This is a genomic window from Catenibacterium sp. CAG:290, assembly GCF_000437715.1.
Taxonomy (GTDB): domain Bacteria; phylum Bacillota_I; class Bacilli_A; order Erysipelotrichales; family Coprobacillaceae; genus Catenibacterium; species Catenibacterium mitsuoka_A.
On record NZ_FR898859.1, the window covers coordinates 20,348 to 35,657 of the forward strand.

Annotated in this window: 10 protein-coding genes; 2 read left to right on the top strand and 8 right to left on the bottom strand. The window is 34.9% G+C overall.

Annotated elements, in window-relative coordinates:
- The first annotated feature begins 1 nt into the window (after position 1).
- Positions 2–1,690, top strand: coding sequence for an AAA family ATPase (locus tag QVO42_RS08600; protein WP_022425709.1), 1,689 nt, complete (start codon positions 2–4; stop codon positions 1,688–1,690).
- Positions 1,691–1,787: 97 nt separating this feature from the next.
- Here the strand turns inward: QVO42_RS08600 and nrdD are convergent, their stop codons facing one another.
- The 6 genes from nrdD to QVO42_RS08630 all read right to left on the bottom strand — a co-directional run bounded on the left by nrdD (position 1,788) and on the right by QVO42_RS08630 (position 10,053).
- Positions 1,788–3,974: an anaerobic ribonucleoside-triphosphate reductase gene (nrdD, locus tag QVO42_RS08605; RefSeq protein ID WP_022425710.1), complete on the bottom strand. Its 2,187-nt coding sequence runs from the start codon at positions 3,972–3,974 to the stop codon at positions 1,788–1,790.
- Positions 3,975–4,257: 283 nt separating this feature from the next.
- Positions 4,258–5,694, bottom strand: a complete 1,437-nt coding sequence (locus tag QVO42_RS08610; protein ID WP_022425711.1) for a 6-phospho-beta-glucosidase — start codon at positions 5,692–5,694, stop codon at positions 4,258–4,260.
- Complete coding sequence (locus QVO42_RS08615; RefSeq protein WP_022425712.1) at positions 5,691–6,461, bottom strand: HD domain-containing protein; 771 nt, start codon at positions 6,459–6,461, stop codon at positions 5,691–5,693. Before QVO42_RS08615 ends, QVO42_RS08610 begins: the two co-directional genes overlap by 4 nt.
- Positions 6,454–7,215 (bottom strand): type I 3-dehydroquinate dehydratase, encoded by a 762-nt coding sequence (gene aroD, locus QVO42_RS08620; protein ID WP_022425713.1) that lies wholly within the window; start codon positions 7,213–7,215, stop codon positions 6,454–6,456. The genes QVO42_RS08615 and aroD overlap by 8 nt, the downstream gene beginning before the upstream one ends.
- Positions 7,193–7,879, bottom strand: a complete 687-nt coding sequence (locus QVO42_RS08625; RefSeq protein WP_022425714.1) for an alpha/beta fold hydrolase — start codon at positions 7,877–7,879, stop codon at positions 7,193–7,195. The genes aroD and QVO42_RS08625 overlap by 23 nt, the downstream gene beginning before the upstream one ends.
- 161 nt (positions 7,880–8,040) lie before the next feature.
- Positions 8,041–10,053, bottom strand: coding sequence for an RNA/DNA-binding domain-containing protein (locus QVO42_RS08630; RefSeq protein WP_022425715.1), 2,013 nt, complete (start codon positions 10,051–10,053; stop codon positions 8,041–8,043).
- A 301-nt stretch (positions 10,054–10,354) separates the two neighbouring features.
- Between QVO42_RS08630 and QVO42_RS08635 the strand changes: the two genes are divergently transcribed.
- On the top strand, positions 10,355–11,818 hold the full coding sequence (locus QVO42_RS08635; protein ID WP_022425716.1) for a L,D-transpeptidase family protein: 1,464 nt from the start codon (positions 10,355–10,357) through the stop codon (positions 11,816–11,818).
- 505 nt (positions 11,819–12,323) lie between these two features.
- Here QVO42_RS08635 and QVO42_RS08640 read toward each other — a convergent pair.
- Complete coding sequence (locus QVO42_RS08640) at positions 12,324–13,853, bottom strand: NlpC/P60 family protein (protein ID WP_022425717.1); 1,530 nt, start codon at positions 13,851–13,853, stop codon at positions 12,324–12,326.
- Positions 13,854–14,013: 160 nt separating this feature from the next.
- Positions 14,014–15,159 (bottom strand): MFS transporter, encoded by a 1,146-nt coding sequence (locus tag QVO42_RS08645; protein WP_022425718.1) that lies wholly within the window; start codon positions 15,157–15,159, stop codon positions 14,014–14,016.
- Between the last annotated feature and the right edge of the window lie 151 nt (positions 15,160–15,310).

Here is a 15,310-nt window from a genome sequence, read left to right on the forward strand (position 1 = left end):
AATGAAGTGTTTTAATGATACATATGAATACGCAGATGACGTAGATCCTAAAACCAATCAATATGGCATTGTGGATTTCAGCAAGATTGAGTATGTTGAAGCACGATACGTTAAACATTTTGATCCGGAGAATAATGGCAATCCCTGTATCGAAGCACTGCCCAGACCTAGAAGCCTTGAAGAATGTACCCTGGATTATTTCAAGCCTATCCTTGGATACAGTATGTCGGAAATACAGGCGCTTCCTTCCGGGGAACGTATATACAGACTCAATCAGCTCCGTAAACTCAGGCTTCCTATAGCGTTTGACTATATGCTGGAAGTGGAAATGCACAACGCATTGATTCGTTCCTATGAAAACAGATATCAGTTCTACGACCCAGAAATCCCGGTATGGATGGCCGTTGACCGAAGCAACGGAGTCAAGTTCCCGGAGCAGGCTAAAAATGATACTTGTGGAAAATATATTACCAACAAGACTTCCAGTGTCAGCGGCTGGTCTCTTCTCGGTGGATCCGGAACAGGAAAAAGTTCTACCATAGATATCCTGAAATCTCACTATCCACAGGTAATAGAGCATCCTCTCACCAAGGGAAACCTGAAACAGATTGTATTTCTGCATGTTTCATGCCCTGCAAACTCAAACTTCAAGGTCCTCTATTCGACCATTGGACGCGAAATAGATAATGCCCTTAGTTACACGGCCAGTGTATATCAGAATCTCCTGAGTAATTCAAAAGATCCTATAAGCACGGTTGTTCAGCTGATACAGAATTTCTGTATTGGAATCATCATCTTTGATGAGATTCAGGAAATCGACTTCGCCGGTACCAAATCAAATACCTTTGCCAGTTTAGTTACTATAGGAGAACTTTCGGGTGTAGCAATAGCTGTATCCGGTCTCGAATCTGCGTACAGCAAAATGTTTAAGAAAGTCTATACAGCAAGACGCGTCGGGAAGGTCATTTCTTCTAATCGCTACTGTTTTGATAAACCCAGTCTCAAAACCCTTATGAGCTTGATTTTCTCTTATCAGTGGTTTGATAAAAAGGTGTCACTCACTGATGAAATCGTTGACCGTTTTGAACTGTATACAGGTGGCCGTATTGATCAGCTGATTACACTTTATTCATACATGAACTACGAGTACCTGATATCTCCGGAAAACAAACGGCCAGAAATAAACGGCAAATTTGTGGATCTTTGTATTGAGAAATACTATGGGGATATGAGGAAGCTTCTTGCCGAAGCTACCATTCATCATAAGAAAAACGGTGATTTTGACGGGCGCATGCTTGAAGCTTTTGAAAAAGTAAAGCAGAACCTCAATAACCTTCTAGGAGACGATGAGCAGGCAGATATGGCTGAGCATCTTTCTTCGAAGGAGACTTTACAGGCTATGAATTCATTTGCCAATACACAAAGCAATGTTGTTCAAAACGTGCAGAAACTGTTCCCACAGTTTGAGATACCTCAAATCATTGAAACGCTGAAAACTGTTTATAACGAACCTGGCAGTAGCTGTCTTGATGATTCGGTACTTTCAGGCCGTGTTATTCAAGTTCTTCTTGGAACAACGAATTCTTCTTCATTGGAAGATACTTCTAAGAAACCTAAAATAGCAAAAAAGAAACGTCCTGATGCAAATCTGCTTAAACAAAACTTATTAAATGTATATCACCAGCAATAAAAAAGAGGTTCTACACTTAGATGTGTAGTTCCTCTTTTTTACGCTTTATTGTAAATCTCGTAATCTTACTTTGAAGTAAAACGAGATTTGGAGTTGTTTAACGAGATTTGGAGTTGTGTGTTAACACCTGATATACTCTATTGTCTAAATGTACAAAACGTTCTTTGATTTCCTGTGTACGTCCCTTATTCCAGAAGTTATCACCAAGATAACCACAAGTTCTACGACATACATTTAAAGTCTTATGGTTTCTATTACCACAGTTAGGACAATACCATTCATTGTTTTCATCTAATAAGATTTCTCCAGAGAAACCACATTCCTGACAATAGTCAGACTTAGTATTGATTTCAGCGTACTGGATTGTTTCATACATATAGTTAATTAATTCTTTCATGGCATCAAAGTTATTTGTCATATTAGTCACTTCTACATAACTAATAGCCCCTCCAGAAGAAATCTTCTGGAACTTCGCTTCAAAGCCTAATTTAGAGAATGCATCAATATGTTCTCTTACATTGACATGATAAGAGTTAGTAATATAGTCTTTATCTGTTACACCAGGGACGATACCAAATCTCTTCTTTAATGCACGTGCTAATGTATAAGTAGTTGATTCTGCAGGAGTACCATATAAGGCAAATCCTAAACCTGTATCCTTCTTCCACTTATCACATGTATTTCTTAATTTCTGCATAATTTCAAGAGCTAATGCATCGCCTTCTTCAGTAGTATGAGACTGCCCAATTAATGCCACTACACATTCATATAAACCAATATAACCTAATGATAATGTAGAATAACAAGTATCTAATAATGAATCAATCTTTTCTCCTGGTTTTAATCTTGCAATGGCACCATACTGCCAATGAATTGGAGAAATATCTGAAGGAGTACCCTTTAAGCTTTCGTGTCTTAACATCAATGCTTCATAGCATAAATCTAAACGTTCATCTAGAATCTTCCAGAATGAATCCATATTCTTATTAGCTGATAAACCAACATCAGTTAAGTTAAGTGTAACTACACCCTGGTTAAAACGACCATACCACTGGTATTCACCCTTTTCATTCTTCCATGGAGATAAGAATGAACGACATCCCATACATGGGAATACTTGTCCTTCATAGTTTTCTCTCATGATCTTTGCGCTGATGAAATCAGGCATCATACGCTTAGATACACATTTAACCGCTAAATCTGTTAAATAACGATACTGTGAATCATCAGGTACATTATTATCATCTAATACATAAAGTAATTTAGGGAATGCTGGAGTGACATAAGCACCCACAGGATTCTTCATGCCGATATATCTCTGTTTTAAGATTTCTTCAATTAATAAAGCTGTTTCTTCAATATAGTCTGGTTCTTCTCTTAAATACATGAAAATAGATAAGAATGGAGCCTGACCATTAGTTGTAGAGAATGTATTGATCTGATATTGGATAGTCTGTACGCCTGCTTTGATTTCTTCATGAAGACGAGACTTTGCGATTTTTTCAATCTGTTCTTCAGTATAATCAATACCTACTTCTTTACCTTCTTTTCTTACAGCCTTTAAATGTTTCTTATATGATACACGTACATAAGGTGCTAAATGAGAAATAGAGATTGTCTGTCCTCCATACTGACCATTAGCAACCTGCTGAACAATCTGAGTTGCAACAGTACAAGCTGTCTGTAAAGACTTAGGTGTTTCAATCAATTTATCATTAATAACTGTGCCATTCGCAAACATATCCTTTAAGTTTACTAGATCACAGTTATGCATCTTCTGGATATAGTAATCCATATCATGGAAATGAATAATACCATCATCATGTGCCTGTACAATCTTTGGTGGTAATAATAAACGGCGGCAATAGTCTCTAGAGAATTCACCAGCAATTAAGTCTCTCTGAGTAGCTAATACAGTCGCATCTTTATTAGAGTTTTCATCCATTGCTTCTTTATTAGTCTGATTGACAATACCATAAATCGCATTATCAATTGTATTAGTTTCTCTTTGGAACTCTCTTACCTTACGATAGCCTTCATAAGCCTTGGCAGTAAGTACTTCTCCTTTTTCAATTAACTTTTCAAAAACCTGGCCTTCAATACGATAAATGCTGATAGATGCTGCTCCACTTGATTTATGCCAGTCTTCAATTTCATGTGAGATTTTAGATGCAATTTCAGGTTTCACAATACCGCTGCCATAGCGCATAGCCTTTAAAATCGCATTTTCAATCTTACTTCCATCAAAAGCTACCTTTGAGCCATCTCTCTTGATTACCTCCATGTTATTTACCCTCCTCATAAGAAAATCTATTAGGAATAACTACCTAATAGATTCTTTTCTACTTCTATATTAGTCTACTTTAGTTGCACACGCAACTAATATGCTTGAGATAAAAAAATATCTCACCAATAATTTATTAACATGAAAAAATGTTGAATTTATCAACGTTTTTTTAATTATCGATAAACATCAGGAATGTTTACCCTTAAACAGTATAAAAACCCATAAGCCTAATGTCAAGCATTTCTCATGGGTTTCTTTTTTTCGCAATGTTGAAAGCGAATTAACCTAAATCTTCACCATTGCTTGCAACAACTTTCTTATACCAGTCAAATGAATCTTTCTTACTTCTTTCTAGTGTACCGCTTCCATCGTTGTTACGATCTACATAGATAAAGCCATAACGTTTCTTCATTTCACCTGTAGTAAAAGAGACACAGTCAATGCAGCCCCATGGTGTATACCCCATTAAGTCTACACCATCAATTTCTACAGCTTTCTTCATCTGTTCAATATGTGCTCTTAAGTAATCTACACGATATGGGTCATGACAGCTGCCATCTTCTTCCTTCTTATCGATTGCACCAAAACCATTTTCTACAATAAATAATGGTTTTTCATATCTTTCATACATCTGATTTAATGCATAACGTAAACCTTCTGGATCGATTGCCCATCCCCAGTCAGATACTTTAATGAATGGGTTAGCCACAGAATGTTCACTAGATCCATCTAAAGATTTAGAAACATCTTTATGTGCTGTAGAGTCTACAGTATTAGTCATGTAATAAGAGAATCCGATATAATCTACTGTACCTGCAGCTAAAGCTTCTTTATCTTCTTCAGTGATATCTAAGTTAAAGCCTTTGTTTTCAAACATCTTTAAGGCATAACGTGGATAATGACCACGGCACTGTACATCACAGAAGAACCATCTCTGATGCATCATTTCAGTAGATAATACCATATCTGCTGGACGGCAAGAGAATGGATAAATAGGAACCATTGCAATCATATTACCGATTAAGAAGTTAGGATTAATTTCATGGCCAATCTTCACTGCCTTTGCGCTGGCTACTAATTCATAATGACCACACTGGTACATCGCTTCTTCTGGATTATCATAGTTTCCAAAATGAGCACCACTGTTAGTCCATCCAAAAATATCATTCTTATAGTTCATCTGGTTGTTGATTTCATTGAAAGTCATCCAGTATTTAACTTTATCTTTGTATCTCTTGAAACATACTTCTGCGAACTTTACAAAGAAATCAATAGTCTTTCTGTTCATGAATCCGCCATATTCCTTGGCAAGATGATAAGGCATTTCAAAGTGAGATAATGTGATGACTGGTTCAATACCATATTTTAATAATTCATCAAATACATCATCATAGAACTGTAAACCTTCTTCATCTGGCTGTTCTTCATCACCTAATGGGAAGATTCTTGTCCAGGCAATAGATGTTCTAAAACATTTAAAGCCCATTTCTGCGAATAGCTTGATATCTTCTTTGTAATGATGATAGAAATCAATACCGATATGGTTTGGATAATATAATCCTTCCTTTACTCCATCAGTAATCACACGTGGTGTTGATACGTTTCCGCCTGTCATTACATCAGCAACACTTAAACCTTTAGTAGTGTCTAATACACCACCTTCAAACTGGTGAGCTGCTAAAGCACCACCCCATAGGAAATCCTTTGGTAAACTCATATATGTCCTCCTTTAATATACTCTAGTGCACATTTTTCTAATGCTCGATATTTCTTTAATATCTCTAGATCTTCTATTTTTATTTTATCAAAGCTTCTTTCAATATAGTGATTTTTTTCAATATATGATTTACTTTCATCAAAATAAAGATCAAATATAAAGGCAATATAAGAAATCCACATATCTAAATGTGTTTTTCTTGTAGGAGCATAAATAAGTTGATGTTTACAGAACTGTTGGTAGACTTCATCCGTTATAGATTCTTTTCCTGCTTCCTCATAAGTCACACCTAGTAAGACTATATCCTTTTCTACATCTTTAACACGAAAATGATCTAATTTATCTGCATCCCTAATCATATGTATGTAAAAGAGTTCTTCTTCACTAAAGCCTTCTTCTACTTTGTATTTATTATGCTGTTCTATAGCATTTTTAATAATTGTGTCATATGTATCTTCTTCTATGAACTCTCTAATAAGTCCCTCTTCAAATAATATATGTGAAGAATACATTGCATGATCCACTGTTTTTCTATCTAGGAAAGAATGATATAGACGAAACTGTTCAAAACGACCTATATCATGTAATAGGCCGATTAATAGACATAAGTCTTTTTCTTCAGTTTTTCCTTTCATATCACATAACTCACCCATAACATCCATTACTTTATAAGAATGCACATATTTAAGATGAATATGTGGGATAGAGAGATCATAGCGATTAACATAATTATCAAATGCCTTTTTTGCATGTTCTAAATTAATCATGTAGAACCTCTAATACCTTCTTTAAATCATCAAGAGGAACCTGTCCTGGTGCACTCGCATCCTTAGCTGTCGCAAAGGTCATACATGAACCAAAGTATTCGCCCATCATACGTGACAAGCGTCCTAGTTTACCCATGGACATAGTAATAATAGGTTTTCCTAAACGCTGGCTTGAATAAAGAGTGACTTCTAAAAGTGTTAATAGGTCTTCTTTACTTTTTGGCATAACAGCAAGTTTAGGTAAATCAGCCCCTAATATTTCCATCTTTTCTAGTGTTTCCTGCATATCTTCTCTTGATGGTGTTTCCTCAAAATGATGTTCACTCATAATAACATGAACACCTTTCTTATGAGCATACTGAACAAGTTCCATCACAGATTCATAGCCTTGCGATAATTCTATATCTACTAGATCTACATGTGCATCACAGATTTCTTTAATACAATGCATATACTCTAGAGAAGTTAGTTCTCCTTCTCCTCCTTCACTCGCAGTACGGATTGTACCTAATACAAGTTTATCTGTATGTTTTTTGATTTCTTCTAATACATTTGTCAAATGTCCTTCTTTTAATCCTTCATAGAAATCAAGTCTAATTTCTACTACATCATAATCTAAATCCTTATAAGAATCTAAAGTACCAATAGTATCTTCTTTAGTTGTATCTACAATAGGAAGACAAATCTTAGGTGTTCCTTCTCCAAATACAACATTCTTTATATCTAATACATTATGCTTCGTGATGACAGGCATATAAAAACCCCCTTATTTCTCTTAATGTTTTATCATATTGATCACCTAATAAGAAATGTGGTGAACCCTTAATCACCTTATGTACACAATAAGGCAATGATGACTGAATAAATGTGAAGTCAGAATCCTTGATGACATCATGTTCACCAGATAGTAATAAAGCTGGAATCTTGAGTTCTGATAAGTAATCTACAGTAAAATGTGGCTCTTTTGTCATAAATGAAATGAGCTTAAAACGTATTCTTGATCTCTTATCATATATACAGAATATTGGCAATAAGAGTAATGTCATATACATATGGAGTCGATAATACCATTTAATACCTTGAGGAGTGGCATTAGGTGAAAGAAGTGCCATATGTTTTAAACGGTCATCTTTTCCTGCAAGTGTAAGTGCGATATTCGCACCATCACTAAACCCAATGACATCATATGCTTCTAAATCTAGTTCATTTGCGACATCCATCACATCCTGAGCCATACGGTCTAGTGTTAAAGGACCACTCTTAATAGATTTACCATGATAACGTGAATCCATTGCGATTAATTGATAATCGTTTTCTAAATCCTTGATTAATTGATCATATATTTTTCTATTTTCCTGATTACCATGTAATAAGATAATCGGATAACCATTTCCATGTACTTCATAATATATCTTCATAGCATTACCTCACTTTGATCTCATTATAACACATATTAAATAACTGTGAAAAAAAGCGACTTGTTAATGTGTTTAACAGTTACTCTCATCAGCAATTAAAATAACATTGATATATACAATGTTTTTCTAATATCATACAGTGTAGGAAATGTAGTAATATATTATTTCTTCACTATCCATTTACCACTTCTATTAGAGCCTTCTCTTTCTACTAACCCATTTAAACGCAAATATTGAATGATGTTTTGAATCTGTTTTCTGGATAGATTGAATTCTTCCATCAACTTAACCTGTGTTACAAAAGGATTTTCTCTCATTCTATTAAGTATCTCTAAACTTCTTTCGGTTCCTTTTTTGGCTCCTTTTGGATCAACTTCGGCTCCTTTTTGGCCAACTTTGGCTCCTTTTGCCTTAACTTCGGCTCCTTTTTCCTCAATTTCGGCTCCTTTTAGCCCAACTTCGGCTCCTTTTGGCTCAACTTCGGCTCCTTTTTGGCCAACTTTGGCTCCTTTTGCCTTAACTTCGGCTCCTTTTTCCTCAATTTCGGCTCCTTTTAGCCCAACTTCGGCTCCTTTTGGCTCAACTTCGGCTCCTTTTTGGCCAACTTTGGCTCCTTTTGCCTTAACTTCGGCTCCTTTTTCCTCAATTTCGGCTCCTTTTAGCCCAACTTCGGCTCCTTTTGGCTCAACTTCGGCTCCTTTTTGGCCAACTTTGGCTCCTTTTGCCTTAACTTCGGCTCCTTTTTCCTCAATTTCGGCTCCTTTTAGCCCAACTTCGGCTCCTTTTGGCTCAACTTCGGCTCCTTTTTGGCCAACTTTGGCTCCTTTTGGTTCAACTTCGGCTCCTTTTGAATCAACTTTGGCTCCTTTTTGGCCAAGTTTGGCTCCTTTTGAATCAACTTCGGCTCCTTTTTGCCCCTGTTTCATAAACGCTTTATGTATAAATAACCTTGTAATAAAATAATTATGTCCTGCATCTGTCTCAAATTCAGGTTTTGGAGACCCATTTTCTTCAAGTGCACTTAAAATTTTTCCAAAACCTGTATTTCTCCCTTCAGTTAAATGCAGTTCCTTAAGAATATCCCCTATTCGACGATTTCTATATCTACGATTAGATACTTTATACTGTTTCAACCCTTCTTGTGTCACCGAGCGATCTGGTCCAGGAAAGCTTACTATTTCAATCATATTTTTTTCAACTCTTACCTCAATAGGTTCCCTAATATCATACGCACGGTGATAAACTGCGTTCGCAAGTGCTTCTTCTAATGCGGCATACGGATAATTAAAAACCCAATCAGATTCTGCTTTATCTGCACTTTTAACTATTTTTTTACTCACGATTGAATTTTTTATGAATTGTAACGCTTCTCTAAGTTGATGATGAATCGGTCCTTTAAATGTATTTTCTATTATATTATTCCCACCTAATCCATCTGGAAATTGAACAACATCAATCTGAGTGAATGGAAAGAATTTATCCGGTTGTGCACAGAAAAACATTAATCCAACATTTTTAGGTTTCACATATTCTGGAAGTATACTTATGATGTTCATATCACTGCACAATTCTGTAAAGTCTCCAATTAATGATTTCTCATATAGTGAACTTCCTATTTCTCTCAGATAATTCTGAATCAAAGTTATATTTAAATCAGTTATTTCTGCTTGATGATTTACTCTATCATCAAATGGGACTCTATTTGCCAGATTGAATAAATCCTTTTCTTCATCATCAGATGGCGCAACAGTGTTTGAAGCTTTACGAATATAGTGTACCCTCTCTTTATTATTTTTCTCCATCGTTCTTGGTGATGAGTATGGTCTATTATCTCCACCTGGACACCATATTACAATAAAATGCTTACCTTGATATTTTTCTACACTAATTATTGGTGTATACGATGGTCTAAGAAGTTTGCATTTCGCAAAAATATTTTTCTGGAAAGAATCTAATTTTTCTGGTGATACTCCCTTAAGTGGATAAATTGGTCTCCCATTTACTTCCTGCACTCCAATGATAATATATCCACCTCCCCAATTATCAAGATCATTCGCAAATGCACATATAGTTTTCAAAGATGCTGCTGGATCCCAAGTTTGTTTCAATTCAATTCTTGCCCATTCAACAACATCCCCAGACAATAATGTTTTAATACTTGTTGGTATTGCCATATAGTCACATCCTCCATACTATTTAATACTCCAATATTTGAGGAATTGCTTATTTGAGAGAGACTATTTTTGAATCACCTATACACATTTCTGTACATTCTTTGTCAATACACATAACACACTAATAATCATATTTAACCATTCACTCTATATCTACTCATCACAAAAGCAACTCAAAAATAACTATTTTGGACATAAATATGTATTTTTAAGTCATTTTACAAATCTTGATTTACCTTTTTACAAATGTTTGCTATAATCAATGCATTAGAAGGGGTAGTGTAAGGGAGAGAAAGATAACATGACAAATTTGCAGAAAAGAAATAAGATTATTGTAATTATTGTATCTGTACTCGTGATTCTTGGATTATCAGTATTCCTCTATATTCATCATATGGGTACAGCTTATAGTGATCGCTTCTTGCCTTCTACATATATCAATGATGTAAATGTAGGTAAGTTAAGTGTTGCAGATGCAGAAAAGAAGATTGCTGAAAATCAGTTAAACTACACTTTAGAAATGAAGTTTAGAAATAAGACTACCGAAACTATTTCAGCAAAAGAAATCAATATGAGTTATGTCCCTGATGGACAGGTTGAAGCGTTGTTGAAGAAACAGGATTCATTCACATGGTTCAAGAACTACTTATTTAATCATAAGGGAAATAAGAAAACTATTCAGACTAAAACTTCTTATGATGAAAATAAGTTAAAGACTGTTCTTTATGGAAAGAATCAGTTAAAGGATGAAAACCAGACAGCTCCTACAGATGCACGTATGAAGTATGAAAATGGTACTTTTACTGTAGAAAAGGAAAAAGCTGGAAATAGCTTAAATAAGGAAACTGTTTATGAAGCAGTGAATAAAGCTGTTGGTCTTCAGAAAACTAGTTTAAATGTTGCTAAAGTAAAGGATGCATATAAGGTTCCTGGAAAAACAACTGAAACTGTTAAAGCTGAAGCTGAAACATTAAAGAAATATTTAAAGACTTCTATTACTTATGAACTACCTAACAATCAGAGTGAAGTCTTAAATAGTGAAAAGATGTTAACATGGCTTGTTAAGAATGAAGATGGTACTTATAGCTATAACGAAGAAATCTGGAATAAACGTATGAAGAGCTTTGTTTATACACTTGCAACTAAAGCCAATACTGTTGGTAAGACACATACATTTAATGCAACAGGTTTAGGTGTAAGAACTGTAAGTGGTGGTACTTATGGTTATAAGATGAATCAGACAGAAGAAATCGCTAAGATTAAAGAAGATTTAAATGCTGGTAAGGATGTTAAGAAAGCTCCTGCTTATAGTGCTAAGGAACAGTCTACTGAGAATTATGGTCTTGGTGGTAATTATGTTGAAGTTGACTTATCTCGTCAGCATCTATGGATTTATAAGAATGGTCAGTGTGTTCTTCAGTCAGATTGTGTATCAGGTAAGATGACAAATGATCGTTATACTCCAGCTGGTACATATTATATTTATTCTAAAGAACGTAATAGAGTATTAAGAGGTACTAAGGATCCTGCTACAGGTAAGTATCCTTATGAATCTCCTGTAAGTTATTGGATGCCATTTAATAAAGGTATTGGTTTCCATGATGCAAACTGGAGATCTAGTTTTGGTGGTAATCTTTATGTGTCTAGTGGTTCTCATGGATGTGTTAACCTTCCAGTAAGTTTTGCAGGTACTATGTACAATACTATTACAACTGGTATGCCAGTAGTCGTTTACTACTCACAGGGCTATACATTAAATGGATAAAACATGAGTCATACACAAATGTGTATGACTTTTTTTCTGCGCTTTTATTACCATATTTTCGACTGTTTTCAATTCATGTCTTTTTATATTAAGAATAGCAAGAGTAAATGGTGCATTAAATATCATGCATAAAAGTAGCGTTGTAGATGTACAATATCCCATACAGTAGAGGCGAAGTGGACACGCAATAGAACAAAGATTGCCTAGCAATAGGTGGAGACTTAAATATCAATCTTCTTAAACGGAGGCGTAAGCATTCTAGTAGACTTGACTTCAAATACGAAGTACTAAGTCGAGGTAGTTCATAATTCTCCTAGTTTAATTATTCATGACAAAAAAGAAGTGAATAATATAGGTGCTATCCTTGATTCACTTAATGATCCTATGATTGATTTATTCAAAAAATATTATTGCATCTTTTAACAATATTCTTATCATTTACCCACAGCAGAAGTTCTCCAAACTTATCATCAACATAAAAAAAAGAAGGTTATTTTTAACCTTCTTATCTTCTACCTGCTCCTGCATAGTGTGCAGAATAATATCCACTATTTAATGAAGAAACAACTACACCTGTCTTAGAGTTTGCAGCATGGATGAACTGTCCGCCACCAATATAGATACCTACATGAGAGATACCTGATTTATAAGTTCCAGCGAAGAATACTAAGTCTCCAGCTGTTAAGCCTTCCTTAGATACTCTTGAAGTTCCACTATACTGAGCTGCTGCAGTTCTAGGTAATGATTTACCATTCTGACTATATACCCAAGAAGTGAATCCTGAACAGTCAAATACTGTTGGTCCAGAAGCACCCATACGATATGCACAGCCGAGTCTTGAACGTGCTGTTCCAACGATACCACCCTGTGCAGCGCCTCCGCCAAGACCACCAAAGTTATAGCTTACGCCTTTGTTGCTCTTGTTGTTCTTATTGTTAGTTTTTACTTGTACTACTGGTGCAGCAGATACATTGATCTTTGCACTTGTTTCAGACTTGTTACCAGCATTATCAGTGACTCTGTAATAAACACGATAAGCGCCAGCTTTGTTTGTATTAACAGTTCCAGTAATTTCTACTTTACCTGTTACATCACCATCTAAGTTATCGATAGCTGATGCTAAGTTTGATTTAGGATCAAATGAAGTACCATACTTCACATCTACATTATCGCTCTTTAATGTAATTGCTGGTGCAGCCATATCTGCTACTCTTACTTCATAATCATTTGAAGTCTGGTTTCCAGAACCATCTGTTGCAGTTACCTTGATTGACTGTGCATCAGTCATATTTCTAGTATCTACATTACCTTCTACAGTAACTGTAGGGTTTACATCATAGTTATCCTTAATATCAACATAGTTGTTAATATCGAAACCATCACCATAGTTAACAGTGATATTACCATTCTTTAAACTCATTTCTGGCGCAATTGTATCACCAACATTGAATGTAAAGTCTTTTTCTGCTTTATTACCTGCGTTATCTTCAACAGTTGCATGGATTACCTGTTCACCTAAAACAGATGTATCTAAGCCACGATCGAAAGTAATGAAATCAGAAACATCACCATCTACATTATCAGTTGCTTTGATGTACTGTTTTAAATCATTGTTGCCGTTTGCTTCAACATCGATTACATAACCATCATTATTTACTGATTCTAATGCAGGTGCTTCTGTATCAACAACTTTAACTTCAACTTCTTTAGTTGTTTCGTTGTTGAATGCATCCTTTACAGTAACATTAACTTTATAAGTTCCAATCTGATCCTTCTGATAAGAAGTATCATTAATTTCAGTTTTAATAACACTTACTGTATCTCTATTATCTGATACAGTGAAATCACTTGCTTTTAATTCTGTACCGAATGGTACTTCAAGCTTATTTGAATGAACAATAGGCGCTGTTCTATCAGCTGCTGCATAACCTACTAATGCAAATGCTGAAATAGCGACTACTGGAATAAACATTGTCTTCTGAGTTTTAATACGATCTAGCATGAAATCTACAACTTCTTTGGTTTTCTTATCCATGTAATCCACTCCCTTTCTTTACGACAATGTCTATTATATCACTCTGTACAAAAAAATAAAGAACTTTCTTAAGAAATTTTTAAGAAATATAAAAAAGAGTTGAATATATCAACTCTTTTTTGATTAAGAATTATTTAATAATGTTGTAAGAATTATGGTATTAAGCACGTTTTTCTTTAAATGTTAAGGATAATGCTAAAGCGGTTACAATTAATACGGATAAAAACAAATAGAATGGTGTCATTGTAGAGAAGCTATCAATCAGTTTTCCACCAATTAACTGTACAACTGCAGCACCAATTCCTCTACCTACTGTTGCCTGTAATCCAAAAGCTGTAGAGACATACTTATCTTCTACAATTTCCATGATTAATCTTACTGTAATCATAGTAAAGAGAATAGTAGATAAGCCTTTGAATACAAACACTGCCACAATTAAATTTGGATTAGGTAATGTTGCATACCAGACAAAGTTGACTATAGACATAAAACATGCAAAGAGCATAATATGTTTATATGAGAACTTCTTAATAATAAAGTCAGTTGCAAGTATTGCAGGTACTTCAAACAATGTCGCAAATAACTGGTATGTACCTACCATGGATGCTGTTCCACCTACTGATTTAATAAATACTGAGATATATGTAAAATTGGCTGTACAAGCGCCCCAGAAGAAGAAAGAGATTAATAGGAATATAATGTACTGTTTATTCTTAAAGAGGCTCTTATAGGCTTCTTTTGAGCTATATTCTACTTTTGTTTCTGCCTGCACTACTTCTGGATCATTGACTCTTAGGATACAGATAAGAACTGTTATTGTACCAAAGAGGAAGATGATGAAGATAGAAACAGGTGCAATGGCATCATAGACTAAACCACATAGCTGAGCACTTACGGCATAACCTACAGAACCCCATAATCTGATCTTACCAAAGTCATAAGGTGAAGAAACACCAATTCTGTCCGTTAATGGTGTCACTGCATTGAATAATGCAAGAATAGAAGCACTTGTGATTAATAGAATAATTAATTGATGTGAGAAGATAAAGATGATATTCATTACTACTGTAATAAATAAAGCCACTAAGGATACCTTTCTAGGTGAACGGAAGCGGTCTGCCAATGTTCCTAGATATGGTTGCGCAAAGATTGAGAATAATGGTGCTGCTGAAGTAATAAGTGAGATCTGTTGTGCATTAAAGTGAATATCACTTAAATATAAAGCAAGCATTGCATTATAGCAGGCATATGCAAAATAAAAGAAAAATGATGTACCAGCATGAAATATATAACTGTTCTTTTTCATAATGTTCCCTCCAACGTTTCATTATAACTATATATTTAAAAAAATCTTCAATTTTTCATATAATGTAACAGACTTACAAAAAAAGCCTAACTCAATGAGTTAGGCTCGTTTATTGGAGTAACTAAATAGACTTGGGGTTTACTCAAGTTTT